This is a genomic window from Terriglobia bacterium, assembly GCA_020072845.1.
Classification (GTDB): Bacteria; Acidobacteriota; Terriglobia; order Terriglobales; family Acidobacteriaceae; genus JAIQGF01.
Genome location: JAIQGF010000008.1, coordinates 107,391 through 131,264 on the forward strand (window position 1 = coordinate 107,391; position 23,874 = coordinate 131,264).

Here is a 23,874-nt window from a genome sequence, read left to right on the forward strand (position 1 = left end):
CTCTAAATGAATACCTTCCTACAGTGGCAGCCCTTGCCTGCCCCCCGCGTAACTTGTGATAAGGGGATTTCACGACAACTATGGTTTGTCAGTACGCTGGTACTTCTCCGTCCGTGGATTGTTCGGAAATGCCGCAGCCATTACATCAGGTGGCATGTCAGGCGATTTAATGTCGGTTTTGATGGTCAATGTATTTCTGTCCAGGGAGAGTTGCCACTGCTCAGTAGTGTGAAAGCGGATAGATGGCCTATCCGTACGCCCAGGTGAAGCGACCAACGACTCCAGCACGAGAGTCTCGTTCTTCACGTGCGCTTTGCATTTGCCGCGCACGCCCGTTTCTGTTGTGTAATCGCCCTCGCTACCGTCGAGCGGGAAACGATTGGTGGTCGATTTGTCGCCGTTAACTCGTGTGACTTCCACTGCCGAATCACTCTGTACAACGCGCAATACAACGGACGCGGCAGTCGATTTGCTGTCGTTCTTCTGCTGAGCGGTATACGTGCCAGAGAAGTCGGGCTTTGTAGCCGCGAAAGCGGCCGCGGCAAAACAGATGAATAATACCGACGGCTTCCTTACTAATGTCAGCATGATTGCGCTCCAGAACAAGTCCCAAGATGCGAGCAACAGATTATGCTCCGACTCAACGAGTGATAACAGCCTATATCACTTGTTAAGTCTACAGCCTCACCTTCCGCAGCCGCAGCGAGTTGGAAATCACCGACACCGAGCTGAAGCTCATTGCCGCCGCGGCGATAATCGGGCTGAGCAGGATTCCGAAGAACGGATACAGAACGCCCGCCGCGATCGGCACGCCCAGCGAGTTATAGACAAACGCGAAGAACAGGTTCTGGCGAATGATGCGCAAGGTCGCCCGGCTCAGCCGCCGCGCCCGCACCATGCCGCGCAGGTCGCCCTTGACCAGTGTAATCCCGCCCGCTTCCATGGCCACATCCGTCCCCGTACCCATGGCGATGCCGACATTGGCCTGCGCCAGCGCGGGCGCGTCGTTAATGCCGTCGCCAGCCATGGCCACCACGTGTCCCTGCGCCTGCAACCGCTTCACAATTTCCAACTTCCGCTCCGGCAGCACGTCGGCTTCGAACTCGTCAATTCCCAGTTGGCGCGCCACCGCCTCGGCAGTCTGGTGGCTGTCGCCGGTCAGCATCACGATGCGCACGCCTTCTGCATGCAGGGCGCGAATCGCCTCCGGAGTGGAACTCTTGATCGGGTCCGCAATGAGGATGCGACCGGCGGCCTTGCCATCCACAGACACATAAATCACCGTCTCCTCAGGAGCCGACCAATGCTCCGGGTCAGACGGGAAAATCGCCGCACGCTCCTGCATCAATGTGCGATTTCCAAGCACGACTTCCCTGCCCTCAATGACGGCCTGCAAACCTTTACCTGTGAGAGCTTCGAAATTCTTGGCGGCAGGAATAGGGATGCCGCGCTTTTCGGCGGCGCTGACGATTGCGCTGGCCAGCGGGTGTTCGCTTCCACGCTCAGCGGCCGCAACCAGTCGAAGCAGTTCATCCTCCCGCATTTCGCCAATCGGTGAGACTCCGGTCACCTTGGGCTTGCCCTCGGTCAATGTTCCGGTCTTGTCCACGACCAGCGTGTCCACTTTTTCCAGAATCTCCAGCGCCTCGGCGTTCTTGATCAGGACGCCGGCAGAGGCTCCGCGTCCAGTCGCGACCATGATAGCGATCGGCGTGGCCAGGCCCAGCGCACACGGGCAGGCAATGATCAGAACGGCGACGGCATTCACCAGCGCATACGCCAGGCGCGGTTGTGGGCCCAGGGCTGCCCACGCGACAAAGGTGATGGCGGCCGCCGAGATTACCGCCGGGACAAAGTAGCCGGAGACGCGGTCGGCGATGCGCTGAATGGGCGCGCGGCTGCGCTGCGCTTCGGCGACCATGCGCACAATCTGCGCCAGCAACGTTTCGCTGCCCACGCGCTCGGCGCGCATGACGAACGACCCCTGGGCGTTGATGGTGGCGCCGATCACGCGCGCGCCGGCACTCTTCTCCGCCGGCATCGGTTCGCCGGTAATCATGGATTCGTCCACGGCGCTGGCGCCTTCCGTCACGACGCCGTCCACCGGTATTTTTTCGCCGGGCCGCACCCGCAGCCGATCGCCGGGCTGTACCTGGTCAATGGGAATGTCGGTTTCGGCGCCGTCGGGGTTGATGCGCCGCGCCGTCTTGGGCGCGAGATCGAGTAACGCGCGAATCGCCTGCGACGTGCGGCTGCGGGCGCGCAGTTCCAGCACCTGCCCGAGAAGCACCAGCGTGGTAATGGCCGCGGCCGCCTCGTAATAAACATCGACAATGCCGTGTTCGCGGAACGCTTCCGGGAAAATTCCCGGCGCAATCGTCGCCACCACGCTGTACCCATAGGCAACGCCCACGCCGATGCCGATCAGTGTGAACATGTTGGCGTGACGGTTTTTCACCGACGTCCACGCGCGCTGGAAGAAGGGCCATCCCGCCCACAGGACGACCGGAGTTGCCAGTGCCAGCTCGCCCCAGGTCAGCATCCAGCGCGGAAACGCGTGCTTCAGCGAGGGCGCCATGTGGCCCATGGCGATCGCGAGGAGCGGGATGGTGAGTGCCAGGCTGGCCCAGAAGCGGCGCGTCATGTCGCGCAGTTCGGGATTCTCCGGCTCCGCCGCGGCGATGGTGCGGGGCTCCAATGCCATGCCGCAGACCGGGCACGCGCCCGGCTCCTGGCGCACGATCTCCGGGTGCATCGGGCACACCCACTCGGTCCGGGTGGCGGGGGCGGCAATCGTTTCCGGCTCAAGCGCCATGCCGCACTTGGGACACGCGCCCGGTCCCTGCTGGCGCACTTCCGGATCCATGGGGCAAATGTAGACTTGCTTTTCACCTGCTTTGGCCGGAGGCGCGGCGGCCGGCGCGGGCTTCGGCGCCAGGTATTTTTCCGGCTCGGCGCGAAAGCGCTGCTCGCATCGTGGATTGCAGAAGTAGTAAGACTTGCCCTGGTACTCGGCTTTACCCGACGCGTGCGCCGGATCCACCATCATCCCGCAGACCGGATCGCGCTCCGGCGCTGCCACCGGCGCAGGTTTCGGCCCGCCGATGCTCACCAGCCCGGAAGGCCGCGCGGCCGCCGGAGCTCCCAGGCTGACCAGACCTGCAGGGTTCTGCAAGTATTTCTGTGGCTCGGCCGTAAACTTTCGGGCACATCCCGGGCAGCAGAAGTAATAGGTGCGGCCCTGGTGCTCTGCTGTCGCCTTGGCGCGAGCGGGATCCACGCTCATGCCGCAAACCGGATCTTTCACCAGCGCAGGGTCGTTCATGCGCGTCCATTCCCGCGGGCGTGCTGGGCCGCGCCGCGTTTCGGTTTCCAGTGATTGTCATCCAGGGTGCGCTCGATCAACTCGCAGATGGCATTGCCGGTGACAGCGCGCGCAGGTGTTCGTTTCCAGCGGCCCAGCGCATTCGACAATTCGGCGCGAAAGCGCCGCAAACGCCGGATCTCCGCGTCCGTCTCCCGCAGATGCCGCTCCGCGATGGCCATCACCTGAGCGCAAGGCACCTGCCCCGCATCGTGCATGCGAAGAATGTTGCCGATCTCGGTCAGCGAGAATCCCAGCTCTTTCGCCTTGCGGATGAAGCGCACGCGCTTCAGCTCGGCCGCGCTGTACACGCGATAGCCGGAGGGGGTGCGTTCGGGTTCGTGCAGCAAGCCGGCGCGTTCGTAGAAGCGGACCGCCTGTGCACTGATGCCAAGTTCCTGGGCCAACTCGCCGATCTTCATGTCACCAAGTCTAAACCTTATAGTAAGGTGCAAGGTCAAGCGGTTCCGGCAGTTTTGTCACCCCTGGCCCCTGCTATAGTGGGGTTCATCGTAAAGGCACTCATTCCCTGAAATGATACGAGGCAAGAACAGCCATGACCGCGGTTGAGGTCGCCTACCGTTATGGAAATGTACCCGGGCCGATGGAAATGCGCGCCATCGACAGCCTCCGCAACGTTTACGGTATCCGGCGCATTCTGTTCAACGAGAAGGAGAAGACAGTCCGGGTGGAATACGACGCGACTCGATTGCAGCAAAACGTAGTGGCCGCCCTGCTCCGCCGCGCCGGCATTGACCTGGGAGAAGAGCTCGCTTCGGCCTAGAAATGCAAAGGGGCGCTCAAGAAACTCTCTGGCCGAAAGTTATTCTCAAGAGCGCCCCTATTGCGCGCCACTTCGTCTGCCGTGTCTTAAAGCACCCCCGATGCCATCCCTCCTCCACTGAAAACAGGCGGCTTACAAGGGCATGCACAGCGCCGGATTGGTAGCTTTTGCCGACGGGACGGAAAGAATTACGTTCCCGGGTGGCCCTCCATAAGTTCCCCTTTTTGGCCTGGGCCTAAGGCAGGAACGAATCTTACCTGCTAACCCCTTAAATCCTGCCATGTTGGGCGACATTAGGGTTATATTGCCGCAACTGAGGGTGCGCGTTGCAGACTAAACCGGAACCTGATAGCGGGATTGCGGCCGCGGGCGCGGCGGGCAATGCCCGCGCTGTCAGTTTCGACGACATTCGATTTCGCTTGCGCCGGCTGGAACGCCAGGATTGGTGGCTCTGGGGGGCCACCGTCCTGGTCATGTTGCTGCTCACCTTCGCGATTTTCTCTCTGAGCTTTCCCGGCATCCTCCACGAAGATAATCCGTTCTACTGGTTCGATCTGGACACCGCCGTTCGCGGACTGTTCGGGCTGGTGCTGCTGTTCAGCATATCCGTCGTCTACCAGCAGGTCTTGATCAAGCGCCTTCGGCAGCAACTCGCCTCCCAACTGGCGGAGATGGCTGCGTTGGAAACGCGGGCTGAAACCTTCGAGCGGCTCGCCGTGATTGACCCCCTTACCGAGCTGTACAACCGGCGTTTCGCGAAAGAGCACATGCCGGTTGAAATTGCCCGCGCGTCGCGCCAGGGATATGCGCTGACGGCGCTGATGCTGGATCTCAACGATTTCAAGGCGATCAACGACCGCTATGGTCATGCCGCCGGGGATGCCGCGCTGCAGGAATTTTCGCGGCAACTGAGACGCTGCTTCCGCTCCTCCGACCTTCCGGTGCGCATGGGCGGGGACGAATTCATGGTACTGCTGCCGGAGTGTACCGCGGACCGCGTGCCCAGAGCCCTGCTGCACCTGCGCGATTTGTATTTCGAGCACGCCGGCGAAAAAATTTCCATCACCTTTGCCGCCGGCTGGGCGGAGTTCAAGGGAGGCGAAACCGCGGCCGACCTGCTGAATCGCGCCGACCGCGCTCTGTACTCCGACAAGAAAACGCGCAATGCCGAGAAGCAGGTGCGCGCCGCCGAAGCGGAAATGGCGCAGCAGCAGAAGCTGGTCACCGTCGGGCAGATGACCGGCGGCGTGGCCCACGATTTCAATAATCTGTTGACCATCATCCGTGGCTACAGCGAGCTGTTGCTCGACTACATCCCAGCCGGCGACGCACTGCGCGACAAGGTCGAGGAAATTGACCGGGCCGCACAACGCGCCGCTACCTTGACGCGCCAGTTGCTGTCGTTCAGCCGCAAGCAGCAGCCGCAACCGGACCGCCGTGTCGATCTCAGCAAACTGGTGCTCGGCATGGAGACCATGATTCGCGCCTTGCTCGGCAAGCGCTATCTTCTGTCATTCCAGATTGCCGCCGACCTGGGCGTGACCCGGGCCGATCCCACCCAGGTCGAACAGGTCGTGCTCAATTTAATCGTGAACGCCCGCGATGCCATGCCCGACGGCGGAGACGTCACCCTGCGCACCGCCAATGTCGAACTCGACGACGCCTTCGTGCGCGCCCATCCCGGGTCGCGTCCCGGCTCCTACGTCAGCCTTGCTATTGCCGACACCGGCATCGGCATGGATGAGCACGTCAAGGCGCACATCTTCGAGCCGTTCTTTACCACCAAGGGAGAGAATCAGGGCACCGGCCTGGGGTTGGCGATCGTTTACGGCGTCGTCAAGCAAACCGGCAGCTACATCGCCGTGGATAGTGAACTCAACCGCGGCACAACCGTCACCGTCTATTTCCCTCGCGCCATGGCGCCGCTAACCGAATTGCAGCCGGCCGGGCCGGCTACCGCGATTTCGACTCTTCCTTAAACTTCACGGTAGCTTCGTCAAGTACTGCCCGCACGCGGTGAACATCGACAGCAGGTTGGTCAAGCCCAGCAACTCCTTGACGCGCTGGCTCAGGTTCACGAGTTGAAGATCGCAGTTTGCGGATTTGGCGGACACATAGAGCCGTACCAGGCTGCCGAGCCCCGTGCTGTCCACATGACGGAGATCGCTGAGATCGAGCACGATCCGTCTCGTGCCCGGCAGCACGCGCATGAATTCCTCACGCAGCTGCTCGGTGTGCTCGGATGTCAGGCGTCCAGCGCAGCGGATCACAATGGCGTCCTCGGCGCTTGTGGTTCGAAGCCGCAGCCGATGCGTAAATTCCCCTGCACGCGATGACATGTGCGCCTCCACTCCGAATCAGGATGTGTTTCCCCACGCGACCTGGCCGCCAGTTTAGCACCGAAATCCTGCCCGGCCCCGGCCCGGCAGATCGTGTCACTGCGCGCCGACGTTTTCCGCAGGTTTGGCGAAGTAGCTGGGCAAGGTACGACCAGGAGCCCCGGAGCAATCCGGCGCTTTGATTTTGCCGTCAAGGACGCGCTGGTTCCTGCTTGCGTATCAATTTGCGGCATTCCGGGATGACAATTTGTGTTAATCGCAACCCATTGCGCCGAATCAGCGCCTCCATGAAGTCAGGTGCCGGTTTACCGGCTCTTGCATAACTACTTTGCTTGCTTACAGTTACATCTTCTGTGTTGGCGGAGTATGTTCTTTCGGCAGCATTGGTTGCCGAAGTGCTTCTACCCAAGTAGTCCTGTTGAATTTTGGAGAGGAATCCAGTCCCGATCACAGGTTTGGCGAAGTACCTGGGGGAGGGTACGAGCCAGGGAGCACCGGAGCAATCCGGTGCTCTTTTTTTTGCGCTCAGCAATCAGTTCTTGGCAACTCGCTGGTGCTCGCAGGCATTCCGTAGCATCGCCAACTCAAACAAATAGGCTCCCGGATAACCGGGAGCCTGTTTGAGCTTGTCCTGGGCTGCTGAGGCCTGGAGCCTGAAGCCTTGAGCCTCCTTTACCAGCCCCGCGTCTGCAGCAACTGCGATTCCTCCAATGCCGCTACCGCCAGGCCCTTCATCGCGCTCTTCGCCTGGGTGCTGGCCTCGAGCACGACTTTCGCGTCGTTGAAGTGCGTGGTCGCGATCACGATCGACTGGGCGCGCAATTCCGCATCTTCGCGCTCCTCGGGGTTCTTGAGTCGGCCATTCTCGTAACCTACTTCCAGCGGCGTGGTGCCGTCCTTCATGAAGATCCCCGATCCTACGAACACGCTTTCCGCGCCGAGCTGCATCATCAGCGCCGCGTCGGCCGGGGTGGCAATTCCGCCGGCGGAGAAATTCGGCACCGGCAGCTTCCCTGCTTTGGCCACCAGGCGCACCAGTTCGTAGGGCGCTTGCAGATTCTTGGCCGCGGCCGACAGCTCATCGTCACCCATGACGGTAAGTTGGCGCATCTCGGTCATGATCTGGCGCATGTGCTTCACCGCGTGCACCACGTCGCCCGTGCCGGCTTCCCCCTTGGTGCGGATCAGGGCGGCGCCCTCGCCGATCCGCCGCAGCGCTTCGCCCAGGTTGCGCGCGCCGCAAACGAACGGTACGGTGAAGGCGTGCTTGTCCACGTGATGGGCCTCATCGGCCGGCGTGAGCACTTCCGATTCGTCGATGTAGTCCACCCCGAGTTCCTGCAAAACCTGCGCTTCGGCGAAGTGCCCGATGCGGCACTTGGCCATCACCGGAATGGACACGCAGTCCATGATCTCGCGGATCAGTTTTGGATTGGCCATGCGCGCCACGCCGCCGGTGGCTCGAATCATCGCGGGAACGCGCTCCAGGGCCATGACCGCGACCGCGCCGGCCTTTTCCGCCACTTCCGCCTGGGCGGCGCTCATCACGTCCATGATCACGCCGCCCTTCAGCATCTCCGCCAGACCGGTCTTCAGGCGCAAGCCGCTGCTGCCATTGTTTTCCGACATGCTTCCCTCACTTCGCGCGCCGCCGCCGCTTCGCAGGCGCACAGACGCATTTGGACGTCTGCTGCAACACTCCATTTTACATGGTCGCGACCACGGCCGCTGCACGCTTCCGATTACCCGCGGTTTCGCTTGCTCAGGAATTTCTGCATCATGCGGTCGACATCCACGGCTTTGAATTTGCCGCGGCCGGTCGCCAGCAACTCGCCCCGCTGATTGCGGATTTCGGCGGCCCTCAGGTGAACGTGTCCGCGCACGCGCACCTCCCAGCCCGCCGCCGTCAGCCGCTCGCCCAGCGGCACCGGCTTGAGATACCGGACCGCCAACTCCACCGTCGGCGCCAGCACGTTGCGCAACTTCGACGGTTTCGACATCGCCTCATCCAGGATGGCGGCAATAATCCCGCCGTGCGCGTGCCGCGGCGGGCCGGTAAAGCGCCGGCCTAGCCGGAAATGCGCCACGAACCGCTTCGCCGCCTCGTCATGCACGAACTTCAGGCGCATGCCTTCGGCGTTGTCTTTGCCGCACCCGAAGCAGTAGTTCTTGCGCAGCGCGGGGTGTTTCTTCAGGATCGGATGCCGGTGATGTACGTGACCGTGGACGTGGCGCGGCTTGCCCATATCCACAAGATGCCACGGCAGGAGCGTAGGCGCAAAAACGTTTTCAGTTATGGGTTTTCAGTTTTCGGCAAGCGATCAACCGATGACCGACAACCGATCACCGATTACTTCTTCTGCGCCACCAATTCCGCCACGCCCTTTTCTTCCACGGTTTCCCGGTAATGGAGCACCCGCAAGCGCAGGAAAGTGTGCAGCAGTTCGTTTTCCTGCAGGTAGTATTCGGGATGCCGAACCGTCTTGGCGTGTTTCGTTTTGTGTTCTTCCGTGTAGGTTTTATAGACCAGCAAACCGCCGGGCTTCAGCGCCTTCACCAGCGCGGGATACAGATCGCGTTGCAGGTAAAAAAACACCAGGACGAGATCGTATTTTTCCTCGCCGGGATCGAAGGAGCGCAGGTCGCGGACCAGGAAGTTGATCTTGACGCCGCGTTCTTCGGCCTTGCGCTGCGCCTTCTCGAATGCGACTTCGGAGATGTCCACCACCGAGACCTTCCAGCGCAGCTCGGCCAGCCAGATGGCATGTCGGCCCATGCCGCCGGCGATGTCCAGCGCGCTGCCGCCTTTGGCAAACGTTGGCTGGATGTAGTCGTCATAGGCATTGAGCAGAAAAGGGTCGGGCTCAAAGGTGGCGTGCGACTCTTCCTGGTAGCGCCGGTTCCAATCCTGTCTCTCGTCTTCCTGTACGCTGTCCCGCATTGTGACCCTCCCTCCGCCGACGTGGCGCGCTGCAATCTGGAAGCATACGCTACCCACTCAAGCGCCAAGTTGCGACACGTCGTGCCGTTCGGTGCGCCATCGCGCCGTTCAACTCATCAGGATCGCACTACGCTGCTGCTCCGGTGAGCCTGCGGCATTTCGTGGTTTACGCTACATCAATTGCGTTATGCTACCTGTTTTCAGGGTACTGTGGGGTTCCCTGCAGGACCGAACTCTTGCTAGGAGGCTCGATGCCGGAGTTACAGACCGGAAGTTATCACGCGAATAACTTTGTGCGCGCATTTCGGCGCTGGTTTGTGCCGTACGCTCAATCGCGTGTGATGCCCGACAAATTCCGTCCGTTGCTGTCGTACCTGTTCACCGAGTGGAAGTGCAACGTGGACTGCCACTACTGCTGGGCCTTCAACAACAAGGTCAAGGGGATGACCGAGGAGACGGCCATCCGCTCCATCGACTGGCTGAAAGACGTCGGCTGCCGCGTCATCGCCATCATGGGCGGCGAGCCCCTGCTGCGCCGCGACTTCATCCTCAAGGTAGTGGACTACGGCACCAAGAACGGCTTCTTCGTCTACCTGCCGACCAATGGCATCCTCATGAACGAGGATTTCATCGACAAGGTCGGCGACCGCGGCGTAGCCGCCATCAATCTCGCGGTGGACTCCATCGACGAGAAGCCCGGCCTGGCGAAAAATTTCAAGCGCATCGAGAAGCAGTTCAAGTATCTCGTCAAGCAGCAGCGCAAGTACGGCTACATGATCGTGTTCAACACCAACATGTGCCGGCACAACCTGGACGACGTCAAGCAGCTCACCGAGATCGCCCACGACAACGGCATCTCCAGCGACGTGCACATCAACGAGCCGCCCTATATCGAGCAGCCCCATTTCCAGCACCTCAACGAGAACGTCACCTACATCCGCCCCGACGACTGGCCGGCGGTGGACGAGGTGCTCGACTGGCTGATCGAGAAGAACGCGCAAGGCTACATCATGGTCAACTCCAAGGATCACCTGCGCAAGATGAAGGACTTCATGCGCGGCGTCACCTATCCCTGGAACTGCCGCGCCGGGCACAACTCCTGCGTCATCCGCACCGACGGCACTCTCGCCCCTTGCTTCCCCATGTATTCGGCCAAGACGGACTGGGGCAAGATCTGGGAGCCGAAGTTCAACAACCATGAACTCGATGAGATGAAGAAGGTGTGCAACTCGCACTGCCTCTCCACCTGCCAGTACGTGCTCGGGTACTACTACAACAACCGCAACGTCGTGCGCTGGATTCTGAAGCAGGGCCTGCACGGCTGGAGCGGTCGGCCGCAGATGGCGGAAGCGTAAGAGCAGTTTCAGTTTCGAGTTTCAGTTTCAGTTGGCCGGGGCAAAAGCTCCGGCCTTTTTTGTGCACGCCGCTGAGTTTTTCAGCGCCTCCGCGCGAAATATTTTGCGTCACTTAGGGATGTGTGCAGCATCACTGGTGGGTGTGATATAGTGCGCGGCGATCCGTGGAAGCGCCCGTGGGGTGGGCGTTCCGCTCGGAAAGTCAATTCTCAGCACGGGGGCAGTTGAGGATGGGCCTTGCGCTTCTGGTTGTGATCTGGTTCCTCACCTTTGTTGGTTCCTACTTCTTCGTGGCCAAGACCTGGTGGTGGCCGGCGGCAGCGTCGCTGAGCGGACCCGCCCTTGACGCCCAATTTCAACACACGCTGATCGCCATGGGCATCGTGTTCGTCGCGGCGCAGGCGGGCCTGGGACTGTTCGCGTGGAAATACCGCGAGCGCCCGGGAGCGGCCGCGGCCACCTATTCGCATGGCAACACCAAGCTCGAAGTGGTGTGGACCACGCTTACCGCGATCCTGTTTTTCGGGCTGGCGATCGCGGGCTCGCACCTGTGGGCAGCGGAGCGCTTCGAACCGGCGAAAAACGACTCCGTAAAGGTCGAGGTCACCGGGCTGCAATTCGCCTGGTATTTCCGCTATCCCGGGCCCGACGGCAAGTACGGCCGCACCAAGCCGGAACTGATTGACGCCTCGGCGGGCGGCGAAGCGGCCGTGGGACTGGATTCCACCGACTCCGCTTCCAAGGACGATTTCGTCACCGGCACCATGTACCTGCCGGTGAACCGCGAGGTCGACCTGACCTTGCGCGCCCAGGACGTCATCCACAGTTTCTTTGTTCCCTCCATGCGCTTCAAGCAGGACGCCGTTCCCGGCCTGATGATCCACATGCACTTCACCCCCGACAAGGTGGGCGATTACGAGATTGCCTGCGCCGAACTCTGCGGCCTGGGGCACTACAAGATGCACGGCATCCTCAAGGTGGTCAGCCAGAAGGAATTTGACGCCTGGACGGCACAGCGCGAGGCGGAGAAGCAATAACAACATGGATAATTCCCAACTTCCCATTCAAGCAGGCGGAAACGGGCGCGGTGGAATGCACGTGCATCCCGCCCCGACCAGCTTCATCCGCAAATACATTTTCAGCACCGACCACAAGGTCATCGGGCTGCAGTATTACTTTCTGGCGCTGACGTCGGTTTTCGTCGGCATGTATCTTTCGCTGCTGATGCGCATTCACCTGGTGTGGCCGGCGGCGAAGGTGCTGGGCTTGAACATCAAGCCGGAAACTTACCTGGCGCTGTTGACCATGCACGGCACCATCATGGTGTTCTTCGTGCTCACCACGGCGCCGCAGGGCGGTTTCGGCAACTACATGCTGCCCATCCAGATCGGCGCGCCCGACATGGCGTTCCCCATCCTCAACATGCTGTCGTTCTGGACCACCTTCCTGGGATTCGTGGCGATCATTGCCGCGTTCATAGTCGAGGGCGGAGCGCCGATATCGGGATGGACCAACTACGCGCCGCTCAGCGCGATTCCCTCCGCCGGGCCGGGACAAGGCCTGGGCGAAGATTTATGGATCGTCAGCATCGCGCTGTTCTGCATCGCTTCCCTGCTGGGCGCGCTCAACTTCATCACCACCACCCTCGACCTGCGTGCCCGCGGCATGACCATGATGCGGCTGCCGCTCACCGTGTGGTCCTGGTTCGTCACCGCCATCCTCGGCCTGCTGGCGTTCGGCGTGCTGCTGGCCGCGGGCATCCTATTGCTGCTGGACCGCAATGTCGGCACCAGTTTCTTCGTGCCCGGCGGCTTGGTGGTCAGCGGCGAAATGATCAAGCACCAGGGCGGCTCGCCGCTGCTGTGGCAGCACCTGTTCTGGTTCTTCGGGCATCCCGAGGTTTACATCGCCATCCTGCCGGGCATGGGCGTCGCCTCGCAGATACTCTCGACCTTCTCGCGCAAGCCCATCTTCGGATACAAGGCGATGGTCTACGCCATGCTCGCCATCGGCATGCTCGGGTTCTTCGTCTGGGGCCATCACATGTTCATGAGCGGCATGAGCCCGTACTCGGCGATGGCGTTCAGCATGATGACCATTGCCATCGGCGTGCCCTCGGCCATCAAAACGTTCAACTGGCTCGGCACCTTGTGGAAGGGCCGCATTCGCTTCACCGTGCCCATGATGTTCGCCATCGGCTTCGTTTCGCTGTTCGTGTCGGGCGGCCTCAGCGGCCCGTTCCTGGCGCAGCCGGCGCTCGACATTCCGCTGCACGACACTTTCTTCGTGGTGGCGCACTTCCACCTCATCATGGGCGTGGCCGCCATCTTCGGCATCTTTGCCGCAACCTATTACTGGTTCCCCAAGATGTTCGGGCGGATGATGAACAGCAAGCTCGGCTACCTCCACTTCTGGATCACGTTTATCGGCGCCTACGCCATCTTCTTCCCCATGCACTACGAAGGGATGGCGGGACGGCCGCGGCGCTACTCGCAGTTGACCGAGGTGGCGTACCTGCACCAGTTCTGGGGGCTGGAGAAGTTCATCACCTTCGCGGCGATCATCACTATCAGCGTCCAGTTCGTGTTCCTGATCAACTTGTTCTGGAGCATGTTCAAGGGGGCGAAGGCGGAGATCAATCCCTGGGAGGCGACCACCCTGGAGTGGACCATTCCCTCCCCGCCGCCGCACGACAATTTCGGCGGCCACATTCCGGTGGTGAACAACGGGCCGTACGAGTACGGCGTGCCCGGCGCGGCGCGCGACTACATCATGCAGACCGATCCGGCGCACGTCAGCAGCTCGCATTGAAGTTGGGGTTATGGGAAGTTTGAGTCCGACACTGAAAATTCGCGAGAAGGCCGCCGCGACGCCCAAGCTCGGCGGCGGCGGACAACCGCCGGTCAGTCGTTTCCCCGGCACTGGTGGCGGAGGTGGCGGCGGCGGACGCGACGAAAGCTATCCCGATTTCGGCGAGCGCCTGCGACGCTACCGCCTTGGACTGATGGTCGGTCTGGTGGCCGTGGTGATGCTGTTCGTCTCTTTTACCAGCGCCTACGTCGTGCGCCAGGGACTAGGCTCGTATGATCCGTCGGCCAACGCCTTCGTCACCGATTGGAAACCGCTCAGCCTCCCGATGGGCCTGCTGATTCTGAATACCTGCCTGTTGCTGGCCAGCAGCCTCACCATCGAGATGGCGCGCCGCGCGGCCTTCGCACAGGCGGCCGTCGCGCCGATTATCGAAATGCCGGGCATCGCCAAGGATGAAGCGCGCGGCGTTCCCTGGCTGCCGATCACGGTGTTGCTGGGGCTCGGATTTCTGGCCGGGCAGTTGCTGGCGTGGCATGAATTGGGGCGGCGCGGCTTCTATGTCGCCAACAACCCCAGCAACTCGTTCTTTTACGTTTTGACCGGCGTGCACGCCATCCACCTGTTCGGAGGCGTGGTGGCCTTGCTGTACGCGCTGACGGCGGGGTTCGGCTCGCGTCCGCTGGAACGGCGGCGCATCGTGGTCGACGTCACCGCCTGGTACTGGCACTTCATGGCGCTTCTGTGGCTATACATCTTTGCGCTGCTGAAATTCGCGGCGTGATCTGAGGGTTGAAAACATGGCCGATGTTGCAGTGGGACAGCCCGTAGGGCACACCGAGTTCGAGCCTTCGCTGTTCCAGACCTATTCCAACAAGATCGGGATGTGGTTGTTCATCCTTTCCGATTCGCTCACCTTCGGGGCGCTGCTGTTTGCCTACAGCTACGGCCGCATTTCCAACCCGACCTGGCCGACGCCGTTTCACAGCGCCAGCATCATCAATGCCACGGTCATGACCGGGTTCCTGCTCACCAGTTCCCTCACCATGGTGCTGGCCGTTTCCGCCTCCAGCTACGGTAACCGCAAAGGCGCCATCCGCTGGCTGCTGGCCACCATGTTCTGCGGCATCATGTTCGTCGTGCTGCACGTCCGCGAGTGGATCGGCCTGATCAACGAAGGCATGACGCCCGGCAAGAATCCCTGGGGCGCGCCTCAATTCGGCGGCACCTTTTTCACCCTCACTGGACTGCACATGCTGCACGTCACCATCGGCGTGGTGGTGCTCGGAGTCATGGTACTGCGCTCCATGGGTAAGAAATTTTCTTCCAACGATATCGAGACCAGCGGTTTGTACTGGCACTTCGTTGACCTGGTCTGGATGTTTATCTTCCCGCTGGTGTACCTGATGTCCACCAGGATTGTGTAGGAGACGGCATGAGCACCGACGTAATCACCGGTCAACGCGTGGCGCTGGAGCACCGGGCGCACAGCCACAAGCCGTTTTACATTGTCTGGGGCGTGCTGCTGGCCATCACCGCGGTCGAGGTCTTACTGGCCTACGAAAGACTGCAGCCGGTGCGGATGTTGTCCATCCTGCTGGCCCTTTCCATCGTCAAGGCGGCACTGATCATTTCCTGGTTCATGCACATGCGCTATGAAGTCACGCGCATGCGGCGCCTGATGATGGCCTCGCTGTGCGTTTGCCTGGTCCTGATGTGCGTCTTTTTCCCGGACGCATTCCGCATCCTCCACCTGGGAGTAAAGTGATGAAGTCGCGGTTGTGCCGCCTCGCGTTGCTGCTCGCCCTTGCTGCTGCCCCGGCGTTTGGGCAGTGCGCCATGTGCTATACCTCGGCCAAAGGCGCCAGCACCAACGGGCAGACGGCGATCACCCGCGGCGTACTTACCCTGCTGCTGCCGCCCATCGGGATGATGCTCGGCCTGGTGGGATTTGCCTTCCGCTACAACCGCCATCCGCATGCACAAGACGTCCTCGAGTCCGAGCAGCAGCGGCACGAAAATTCTTAGGTCTGTCGCGGCAATCAGGAATTGGTCGGTTGACATCCTCCTCATGCGGCTGTTATCGCCAATCACACCGGCTCACTACAATGTGACCGGTGTGCTATGCGCCACACTCACAACGAATGAACAGCGCAATCGAAATTCACGACTCGTATCTCACTTCCATCGCTAAACGGGGCGATGCGCTCGAACTCCGGTTTGACGCCTACATCCACAAGAGCGAAGGCACGCCGGGGGTGGACGCCGGAACCGGCTGGTCACAAGACGTGATACTCATCTTCGGCAATGGAACCGTTGAAGGCGAGATCGCCGAATGGCCAGCGGACTTGAACGACGGGACGCTGGAAATGGACGACGAGTCCAGCGAGAACATCATTCCGATTCCGTTAGACCGAAGAGGAACGATTCAGCTAACCCTGAGACCGAAATGCGATGACCCCATAGTGGTGCGCGGCACCGATGTGCGTCTGCAACTTCAAGGTGCGCCAACTTACGTCGAAAACTTCCCCGGTAACACAACGACGTAAAGTGCCGTCCGCGTCCAAATGAGTGCCATCTTGCGAACCGTCTCAGTAGTCACTGGCAGCTTGCTCCGGTTTGAGCACAAGGCGCGCAGTAGTCTAAAATAGAAAGATTCCGCGGCATTCCCCAACCCTTATGTAGGCCCGCTGGATGGGCCGGGGCGGGTCCAGGCTGCGGCGGTCCCTGATGTCAACCGATAACATTGTCGTTCGCGGCGCCCGCGTACACAACCTGAAGAATATCGATTTCGAGATTCCCCACAACTCCATGACGGTGGTGACGGGAGTTTCGGGCTCGGGCAAGTCGTCCCTCGCCTTCGACACCATCTATGCCGAGGGCCAGCGCCGCTACGTCGAGTCGCTCTCCTCCTACGCCCGCCAGTTCCTGGAACGCATCGAGAAGCCGGATGTCGACCTGATTGACGGCATCGCGCCCGCCGTCGCCATCCGCCAGAAGAACACCACGCGCAATCCGCGCTCCACCGTCGCCACCGCCACCGAGATCTACGATTACCTGCGCCTGTTGTTCGCGCGTGTCGGCCGCACCTACTGCATGCAGTGCGGCGCCGAGGTCAAGAAAGATACGGTCGACGAGGTCGCCGGCCGCGTGTTGTCGCTGCCCGAGGGCACGCGCCTGAACGTGCTCTTTCCCTTGCAGCCTCCGGCGGGGCGCGTCATTGCCCAGGAAGCGAAGTCGCGCGCCCGCAAGAAACCGCTTCCGGCGGCGCAAAAGCTGGACGAGTCGGACCTGCTCAAGGCCACGCTGTTCGAATTGCGCAAGAAGGGCTTCAACCGGCTATTTCAGCGCGGCCAGGTCTTCGAATTCTCCACCCCGGAATCCCTGCTCGACATCAACTTTTCCGAGCCCGTTTTTGTCCTGATGGACCGCATCGTCGTCGCTCCCGACCAGCGCGCTCGCATCGTGGACGCGCTTGAGACCTGCTATCGCGAAGCCGGCGAAGCGATCTTTGAAACGGCGGAAAGCGAGGGACAAGTACCGCAACATCTGCGGTTTGCGAGCCGTTTTGAATGTAAAAGTTGCGGTGTGCGCTACGAGGAGCCCGAGCCCCGCCTGTTCTCCTTCAACAATCCCTACGGCGCCTGTCCCCGCTGCCAGGGCTTCGGCAATACGATTGATTTTGACCTTGACCTGGTGATTCCGGATAAGAGCCTGTCGCTCGGCGAGGGCGCGATTGAACCTTGGACCAAGCCCAAGTATCGCCCACTGTTAAACGATCTCAAGCGCTACGCAAAATCCGCCGGGATTCCTCTCGACGTGCCCTGGAACCAGCTTTCGCAGGAGCACCAGCAGATCGTGATCGGAGGCGACGGCAAGTTCTGGGGCGTGCGCGGCTTTTTCGCCTACCTGGAGCGCAAGAAATACAAGCTGCACGTCCGCGTCTTCCTCAGCCGTTATCGCGGGTACTCCGTCTGCTCCACCTGTGGCGGCGCCCGCCTGCGCCTGGAAGCGCGGCACGTCAAGATTGGCGGCAAGGACATCTGCCAGGTCTGCGCCATGACCGTGGAGCGGGCGGTGCAGTTCTTTTCCAGCCTGGACCTCAGCCCGCAGCAGGCAGCGGTGGCCGGCAAGATCCTGGAAGAAATCCGCGAGCGCCTGCGCTTCATGTATGACGTCGGCCTTGAGTACCTCACGCTGGACCGACTCTCCTCCACACTTTCCGGCGGGGAGGCGCAGCGCATTCAATTAGCTACCTCGCTGGGCTCACGGCTGGTGGGGACCCTGTACGTGCTCGACGAGCCTTCCATCGGCCTGCACAGCCGCGACACCACCCGGCTGATCAAAATCCTGCACGACTTGCGCGACCTGGGAAACACCATCCTGGTGGTGGAGCATGATCCCGAGATCATGCGCGCCGCCGATCGCATTCTCGACCTCGGCCCCGGCGCCGGCGAGAATGGCGGGCGGGTCATCGCCACCGGTACCTATGACGAAATCCGCCGCGCGCCGGCCTCCCTCACCGGCCGCTATCTCAGCCAGGACCTGCGCATACAAATCCCGCAGCAGCGCCGCAAGCCCGGCATTCAAAAGCTGCAAGTGCTGGGCGCCAGCGCCCACAACCTCAAGAACATCGATGTCAGCATTCCTCTGGGAATGATCGTCGCCATCACCGGCGTATCCGGCTCCGGCAAATCCACCCTGGTGCACGATGTCCTGTACCACGCGCTGGGCTCATCGCTGAAACAGACCAGCGGCGGCGTGCCGCCGCCCGTAAACGGATACGCCGGGCTGCGCGGCGAGCAATTCGTGGACGACGTCATCCTGGTGGACCAGTCGCCGATCGGCCGCACCCCGCGCTCGAATCCAGTCACGTACATCAAGGCCTTCGACGGCATCCGCGAACTGATGGCTTCCCTGCCCGAGTCGCAGAAACGCGGCTTCGCCGCCGGACACTTCTCCTTCAACATCCCCGGCGGCCGCTGCGAAACTTGCCAGGGCGACGGCACGGTCACCGTCGAAATGCAGTTCCTCGCCGACGTCGAATTGATTTGCGAGGAATGCAAGGGCACGCGCTTCAAGCCGGAAGTGCTCGATGTCCGTTATCGCGCCCGCAACATCCACGAAATCCTCAACCTCACGGTGCGCGAGGCGCTGCAGTTTTTCCGCGAGGTCCCGAAGATTACCGACAAATTGCGGGTTCTCGATGAAGTGGGGCTTGGTTATCTACGCCTGGGACAGTCGGCGACCACGCTTTCCGGCGGCGAGGCGCAGCGCATCAAGCTGGCGGCGCATTTGCAGCCGCGCGCCCGCGAGTACGTGCGGCAACAGGACCAAGAGGAGCGCCGCCGGCGTCCCCGTGTGCTCTACATCTTCGACGAGCCGACCACCGGACTGCACTTCGACGACGTCAGCAAGCTGCTGGCCGCCTTCCGCCGCCTGATTGATGCCGGCGGCTCCATCCTGGTCATCGAGCACAATCTCGAGGTCATCAAGGTGGCCGACTGGGTCATCGATCTCGGTCCCGAGGGCGGCGACCGCGGCGGGCACGTCGTGGCCGCGGGTCCTCCCGAGGCCATCGCGCGCCACGCGAAGTCCTACACCGGAAAATGGCTGGCGCGCATCTTACCTGCGGCCACGCCATCGCGCGCCACGGCGGCGAGCGCTGCGGACCCCGGGAACGGTAACTCTCGATCTGAATCGCCAGCCCGGGAGCCTGCGGTCTCGGTTCGCCGGCGCGGCACAGGAACGAATGTCGGCCAATAGAGGCAAGCTCATCCTGCTGCTCGGTTTGGCCTGCGTGGGCAGTGTCTTCGCGCAGGAGTCCAAGCCCACCGTGCGCCATCACCGCGTCGCCGAGGATCCCGCGGCCGCCGCCGTGTTCCGGGCCGAAGCGGCGATGGACAAGAACGACTATGCGGCGGCGGAGTCGGCGCTCAAGCAGGCCGTTGGGCTCGATCCTGAGAATTACCGTGCGTGGTATGACCTCGGCGTCGTTTACAACGCTACTAACCGCACCGCCGACGCGATCAGCGCTTACCGAAAATCCATCGCGGCGTTTCCCAAGTTGTTCGAGTCCAATTTCAACCTCGGAGTTCTCCTAGGCCGCGCCGGCGATCCGGAAGCCGTCAAGTACTTGCGCGCCGCCATCGAACTCACTCCAACTGGTAATCGTGACCAGGGCTTGGCCAGCGCCTGGATGACGCTCGGGTATCTGTCCAAGGGACAGGAACGCGTTGACGCATTTCGCCACGCCGCCGAACTGCAGCCCAAGAACGCTTCTCCTCAAATGCTCGCCACTCCTCACTTACTTGCGGCAGCAGCAGCCGAGACCATGCACGACCTCGCCACCGCCGAGCAGGAGTACAAGGCCGCCGCCGAGCGGGATCCCAAGTCCGTCGAGGCCGTTGCCGGGCTGGCCAACATTTACCTGCAAACCAAGCGCCTGCCCGAGGCGGAGTCGGCGCTCCGCAAGTATCTCGCGCTCGATCCGCAGAATGCCAAGGCGCATCTGCAACTCGGGCGCGTGCTGGCGGCGCAGAAGAAGAACGAAGATGCGCAGTCGGAATTCGAGACCGCCTTGCGCTTCTCGCCCGGCGACGCGGCAGCCAAGCGCGAGCTGGCCATGCTGTATGTGGACAACAAGCAGTTCGCCAAAGCCGAGCCGCTGTTCCGGGAAGCGCTGCAGAAGGATCCGCGCGACGCCGAACTGCACCACCGCCTTGCCACCGTGCTGATTGAGCAGCACAAGTTCGAGGAAGCGCAGAACGAATTGCTGCTGGCGGTGAATCTCAAGCCGGACTTCGGCATTGCCTATGGCGACCTGGCCTTTGCCGCATCGGAGAACAAGAATTACCCGCTCGTGCTGAAGGCGCTGGACGCACGCGCCAGGTACCTCCCGGACATTCCCTTCACCCTGTTCCTGCGCGCTACCGCCTACGATCATCTGGGAGCGCGTAAAGAGGCGGCTGCCAGCTATCATCAGTTCCTGGCGGCTGCCAACGGACAGTTTCCCGAACAGGAATGGCAGGCGCGGCACCGGCTGATTGCCATCGAGCCCAAGAAATAGCGATGAAGAAGCTCTGGATCATCGTCGTTGTGCTGCTCTCGGCTTTGGCGTGGGCCTCCGACAAGCAGGAGTCCATTGAATCGCTGAAGGCGCGCGCCGGCCTGGCTCAACCCAAGGACCAGGTCGAGCTATTCACCCGTATTGCCGAGCGGCAGCTCGATTCCCTCGATCAGGCTTATAACGGCGGTACCGTGCGCGAGGCACAGGCGGCGCTGGCCGACGTTGTCACCTACGGGGTCAAAGCCGCAAAAGTCTCCAGCGAAACCGGCAAGCGGATGAAGCAAACCGAAATCGCCATGCGCAAAATCACCGGCCGCCTGGAAGCGATTCGCAAAACCGTCGAGGTGGACGACCGGCCGCCGCTGGCCGACGCCGTTCAAAGACTCGAGACGGCGCGCAGCGAACTCCTCAACCGCATGTTCCGGAAGTGAGCCATGCGACTACGAAACGCGATTCTCGCCCTGCTTTTTTGTTCGGCGATCCCGCTGGCGGCCCAGCTTGGAGGCCGCGAGCCGCTCAATGAAAAGGAAATTGACCAGCTGCGCGAGGTGGCCCAGGAGCCGGACAAGCGCCTCAAGCTGATGGTCGAATTCGCGCGCGCCCGCCTGGCCGCCATCGACCGGCTTCGCAGCGAGGCGCGTCTTGCCGCCGGTCGCGGACCCCAGGTCCATGACCTGCTGGAAGACTTCACCAAGCTGGTGGACGAGATGGGCGACAATATTGACGACTACGTTGACCGCAAGTACGACCTGCGCAAGGCGCTGAAGACGGTCATCGACGGCGACACCGAGTTCCAGGCCCAGCTGCGGACGCTCAAGGAACAAGGGCCCGGCGCGGGCGCCAAGGCGGGCAGCGAGACCGGCGACTACACTTTCGCCCTGCAGAACGCGATCGAGGCGGTCAATTTGAGCCTGGATGATTCGCGCAAGCTCTTGCAGGAACAGGAAATCGCGTTCAAAGAGGAAAAGAAAAAGAAGAAATAGTAACGAGTACTGAGTACCTAGTACCGAACAAAACAGTCCGTGATTTCGAAGTACGGGTCTAGGTACTCAGTACTCAGTGCTCAGTACTCTGATCCCATGCATCCACGGCTCTTATCCATTCTGCAACGCGCCTATCGCGACCTGCGCCCGCGCGCGCCCATGCCCGAGTTCCGCGCCGAATTCTTTCCCTTCGCCAACATCAACAACACCATTCGCCTGCGCCAGGGAGTGGTGAAAGTGCGCGTCTCTGACCTGCTGGAAGGCGCGCCCGACGAAGTGCTCTACGCCATCGCGCACATCCTCATCGCCAAGCTCTACCGCAAACCGATTGATTCCGCGCTGGCGCGCCGTTACCGGCAGCACTGCGGGCGGCGCGACCTCAGCGCCAAGGCCCACCTGGTGCGGCAGGTGCGCGGGCGCAAGCGCATCGCCAGTGCCCGCGGGCGCGTTTACGACCTGGAAGCCATCTTCGAGGAACTCAACACGCGCTTCTTCTTCGGGCTGCTCGCTCGCCCGCAAATGACCTGGAGCCGCGATCGCGCCCGCAACGCCCTCGGCCATTACGACCCGGCGCACAACGCCATCGTCGTCAGCCGCGTCTTCGACCGCCCCCAGGTTCCCCGCTACGCCGTCGAGTACATCGTCTACCACGAAATGCTTCACCTCCGGCACCCGGTCCGGCTGCGCGGCAGCCGCCGTTGCGTCCATCCGCCCCAATTCCAGGCGGACGAAAAGCTCTTCCCCCAGCTTGAGGAGGCGAAGCGTTTTCTGAAAACCTTGTGAGTCGCTCTCCGGTCGCGACCGGAGACGAATTCTGACTTCTTACGTCCCGGAATTCCCGCTCAGGCCGCGGTTTTCCCCTGTGACTGGTGTCACAGGCAACTGTGAGCGTTCGCGTTGACCCGGGTGCGGTGCAGGATTATCATTTTCATAGTTGAAAATGAATTTCAATTTCATCTTCGCCGGGATGGCCTTTTACCATGCTTGAAGCCCTCATCGTTACCCTGCGCGAGGGGGTCGAGGCCGCGCTCATCGTCGGCATCACCCTCGCCTATATCGCCAAGATCGGCCGCCCCGACCTGCGCAAGGCCGTCTACGCCGCCCTGGGCGCCGCCTTCGTCGCCAGCATCGCGGTTGCCGTCGTGCTCTCGCGCCTCAGCTTCAACCAGGATGTCTTCGAAGGCTGGGTCATGCTGGTGGCGGCGGTCTTTGTCGTCACCATGATCATCTTCATGATGCGCACCGGCCGCAGGCTCAAGGGCGATATCGAAGGCAAGGTCGGCGGCCTGGCGGCCAAAAGCTCCCGCCTCGGCCTGTTCGCGTTCGTCTTCCTCATGGTGCTGCGCGAAGGCGTGGAAACCGTCCTCATCCTTTCCGCCGTCAACCTCAACAGCACCGAGTTGATGAGCTTCCTGGGGACGCTGCTGGGAGTCGCGCTGGCGGTCGTATTCGGCGTGACTTTCGTCAAGGGCAGCGTGCGCGTCAACCTGCAGAAATTCTTCCGCGTCACCACCGTCATTCTCTTTTTCGTCGCCTTCCAGCTCACGATTTCGGGATTGCACGAGCTCTCGGAAAACGGCGTGCTTCCCTCCAGCAAGCGTGAGATGTCGGTGATCGGCCCCATCGTGCGCAACGATTTCTTCTTCTTCGTTACCATCCTGGCTCTGGCCGGCATGATGGTGCTGTTCGAGTATCGCCGCCGCCAGACTCCGGTCGCCGCCACCGCTTCCGGCGCCGAGCGCCGCAAGGCGGAATGGACGGCCAAGCGCGAGCGCCGGTGGGCCGTGGCTGTCTACGCCAGTTCGTTCTTGTTCATCATGCTGATCACGGCGCAGTTCATCTACGCCAAGAGCGCCAGCGCGCTGTCGCCGGCGACCGAGGTCACGATCACCCAGGGTCAAGTGCGAATCCCCGTGGCCCAGGTCAACGACGGCGAGCTGCACCGCTATGTCGCCAAAATCGGCGGGAAAGAGATCCGCTTCTGGCTGATGCGCAAGCCCGACAACAGCATCGGCACCGTGCTCGATGCCTGCGAGATCTGCGGCGACGTCGGTTTCTACAAGAGCGGCAACACCATCATCTGCAAGAACTGCGCCGCTCCCATCAATCCGCAATCGGTCGGCCAGGCGGGCGGCTGCAATCCCATCCCGCTCAAGGCCACCGCCACGGCCGACGCGGTCGTGATCGCCGAGGCGGACCTGGCCGCCAGCGCCCGGTATTTCAAGCACTGA

At 61.8% G+C, this 23,874-nt stretch carries 23 protein-coding genes; 16 read left to right on the top strand and 7 right to left on the bottom strand.

Annotated elements, in window-relative coordinates; genetic code table 11:
- Window positions 1–78: 78 nt before the first annotated feature.
- From LAN70_08110 to LAN70_08120, 3 genes are all read right to left on the bottom strand, one after another.
- The gene (locus tag LAN70_08110) at window positions 79–588 is read right to left on the bottom strand and encodes a hypothetical protein (GenBank protein MBZ5511121.1); all 510 of its coding nucleotides are present in this window, start codon (window positions 586–588) and stop codon (window positions 79–81) included.
- An 88-nt stretch (window positions 589–676) separates the two neighbouring features.
- Window positions 677–3,325, bottom strand: a complete 2,649-nt coding sequence (locus tag LAN70_08115) for a heavy metal translocating P-type ATPase (protein MBZ5511122.1) — start codon at window positions 3,323–3,325, stop codon at window positions 677–679.
- A complete protein-coding gene (locus LAN70_08120) occupies window positions 3,322–3,786 on the bottom strand; it encodes a heavy metal-responsive transcriptional regulator (GenBank protein ID MBZ5511123.1) in 465 nt (154 codons plus the stop codon). Before LAN70_08120 ends, LAN70_08115 begins: the two co-directional genes overlap by 4 nt.
- Window positions 3,787–3,920: 134 nt before the next feature.
- On the opposite strand from LAN70_08120, the gene LAN70_08125 reads away from it, so the two are divergent.
- Both LAN70_08125 and LAN70_08130 read left to right on the top strand, forming a co-directional pair.
- Complete coding sequence (locus tag LAN70_08125) at window positions 3,921–4,148, top strand: hypothetical protein (GenBank protein ID MBZ5511124.1); 228 nt, start codon at window positions 3,921–3,923, stop codon at window positions 4,146–4,148.
- A 326-nt stretch (window positions 4,149–4,474) separates the two neighbouring features.
- A complete protein-coding gene (locus LAN70_08130; GenBank protein MBZ5511125.1) occupies window positions 4,475–6,127 on the top strand; it encodes a diguanylate cyclase in 1,653 nt (550 codons plus the stop codon).
- A gap of 3 nt (window positions 6,128–6,130) precedes the next feature.
- Here the strand turns inward: LAN70_08130 and LAN70_08135 are convergent, their stop codons facing one another.
- The 4 genes from LAN70_08135 to LAN70_08150 all read right to left on the bottom strand — a co-directional run bounded on the left by LAN70_08135 (window position 6,131) and on the right by LAN70_08150 (window position 9,428).
- Window positions 6,131–6,487, bottom strand: coding sequence for an STAS domain-containing protein (locus LAN70_08135; GenBank protein MBZ5511126.1), 357 nt, complete (start codon window positions 6,485–6,487; stop codon window positions 6,131–6,133).
- Window positions 6,488–7,159: 672 nt separating this feature from the next.
- On the bottom strand, window positions 7,160–8,116 hold the full coding sequence (pdxS, locus tag LAN70_08140) for a pyridoxal 5'-phosphate synthase lyase subunit PdxS (protein MBZ5511127.1): 957 nt from the start codon (window positions 8,114–8,116) through the stop codon (window positions 7,160–7,162).
- Window positions 8,117–8,229: 113 nt separating this feature from the next.
- Window positions 8,230–8,733: a PaaI family thioesterase gene (locus LAN70_08145; protein ID MBZ5511128.1), complete on the bottom strand. Its 504-nt coding sequence runs from the start codon at window positions 8,731–8,733 to the stop codon at window positions 8,230–8,232.
- A 104-nt stretch (window positions 8,734–8,837) separates the two neighbouring features.
- The gene (locus LAN70_08150; GenBank protein MBZ5511129.1) at window positions 8,838–9,428 is read right to left on the bottom strand and encodes a class I SAM-dependent methyltransferase; all 591 of its coding nucleotides are present in this window, start codon (window positions 9,426–9,428) and stop codon (window positions 8,838–8,840) included.
- A 341-nt stretch (window positions 9,429–9,769) separates the two neighbouring features.
- Here LAN70_08150 and LAN70_08155 point away from each other — a divergent pair, with 341 nt between their 5' ends.
- From LAN70_08155 to LAN70_08220, 14 genes are all read left to right on the top strand, one after another.
- Window positions 9,770–10,783, top strand: coding sequence for a radical SAM protein (locus LAN70_08155; GenBank protein ID MBZ5511130.1), 1,014 nt, complete (start codon window positions 9,770–9,772; stop codon window positions 10,781–10,783).
- Window positions 10,784–11,013: 230 nt separating this feature from the next.
- Window positions 11,014–11,820, top strand: a complete 807-nt coding sequence (gene coxB / locus LAN70_08160) for a cytochrome c oxidase subunit II (protein MBZ5511131.1) — start codon at window positions 11,014–11,016, stop codon at window positions 11,818–11,820.
- 55 nt (window positions 11,821–11,875) lie between these two features.
- The gene (locus LAN70_08165) at window positions 11,876–13,594 is read left to right on the top strand and encodes a cbb3-type cytochrome c oxidase subunit I (protein MBZ5511132.1); all 1,719 of its coding nucleotides are present in this window, start codon (window positions 11,876–11,878) and stop codon (window positions 13,592–13,594) included.
- Between the two features lie 10 nt (window positions 13,595–13,604).
- On the top strand, window positions 13,605–14,375 hold the full coding sequence (locus tag LAN70_08170) for a cytochrome c oxidase subunit 3 (GenBank protein ID MBZ5511133.1): 771 nt from the start codon (window positions 13,605–13,607) through the stop codon (window positions 14,373–14,375).
- 16 nt (window positions 14,376–14,391) lie between these two features.
- Window positions 14,392–15,018: a cytochrome c oxidase subunit 3 gene (locus LAN70_08175; protein MBZ5511134.1), complete on the top strand. Its 627-nt coding sequence runs from the start codon at window positions 14,392–14,394 to the stop codon at window positions 15,016–15,018.
- 8 nt (window positions 15,019–15,026) lie between these two features.
- The gene (locus LAN70_08180) at window positions 15,027–15,359 is read left to right on the top strand and encodes a cytochrome C oxidase subunit IV family protein (GenBank protein MBZ5511135.1); all 333 of its coding nucleotides are present in this window, start codon (window positions 15,027–15,029) and stop codon (window positions 15,357–15,359) included.
- Complete coding sequence (locus LAN70_08185) at window positions 15,359–15,619, top strand: hypothetical protein (protein ID MBZ5511136.1); 261 nt, start codon at window positions 15,359–15,361, stop codon at window positions 15,617–15,619. The genes LAN70_08180 and LAN70_08185 overlap by 1 nt, the downstream gene beginning before the upstream one ends.
- A 116-nt stretch (window positions 15,620–15,735) precedes the next feature.
- Window positions 15,736–16,140, top strand: a complete 405-nt coding sequence (locus LAN70_08190) for a hypothetical protein (GenBank protein MBZ5511137.1) — start codon at window positions 15,736–15,738, stop codon at window positions 16,138–16,140.
- 181 nt (window positions 16,141–16,321) lie between these two features.
- The gene (uvrA, locus tag LAN70_08195) at window positions 16,322–19,357 is read left to right on the top strand and encodes an excinuclease ABC subunit UvrA (GenBank protein ID MBZ5511138.1); all 3,036 of its coding nucleotides are present in this window, start codon (window positions 16,322–16,324) and stop codon (window positions 19,355–19,357) included.
- Entirely contained in the window at window positions 19,344–20,660 is a 1,317-nt protein-coding gene (locus LAN70_08200; protein ID MBZ5511139.1) for a tetratricopeptide repeat protein, read from the top strand. The genes uvrA and LAN70_08200 overlap by 14 nt, the downstream gene beginning before the upstream one ends.
- A 2-nt stretch (window positions 20,661–20,662) precedes the next feature.
- Complete coding sequence (locus LAN70_08205) at window positions 20,663–21,091, top strand: hypothetical protein (GenBank protein ID MBZ5511140.1); 429 nt, start codon at window positions 20,663–20,665, stop codon at window positions 21,089–21,091.
- Between the two features lie 3 nt (window positions 21,092–21,094).
- The gene (locus LAN70_08210) at window positions 21,095–21,643 is read left to right on the top strand and encodes a hypothetical protein (protein ID MBZ5511141.1); all 549 of its coding nucleotides are present in this window, start codon (window positions 21,095–21,097) and stop codon (window positions 21,641–21,643) included.
- A gap of 96 nt (window positions 21,644–21,739) precedes the next feature.
- A complete protein-coding gene (locus LAN70_08215) occupies window positions 21,740–22,426 on the top strand; it encodes a M48 family peptidase (GenBank protein MBZ5511142.1) in 687 nt (228 codons plus the stop codon).
- A gap of 197 nt (window positions 22,427–22,623) precedes the next feature.
- On the top strand, window positions 22,624–23,874 hold the full coding sequence (locus LAN70_08220; GenBank protein ID MBZ5511143.1) for a Fe-S-containing protein: 1,251 nt from the start codon (window positions 22,624–22,626) through the stop codon (window positions 23,872–23,874).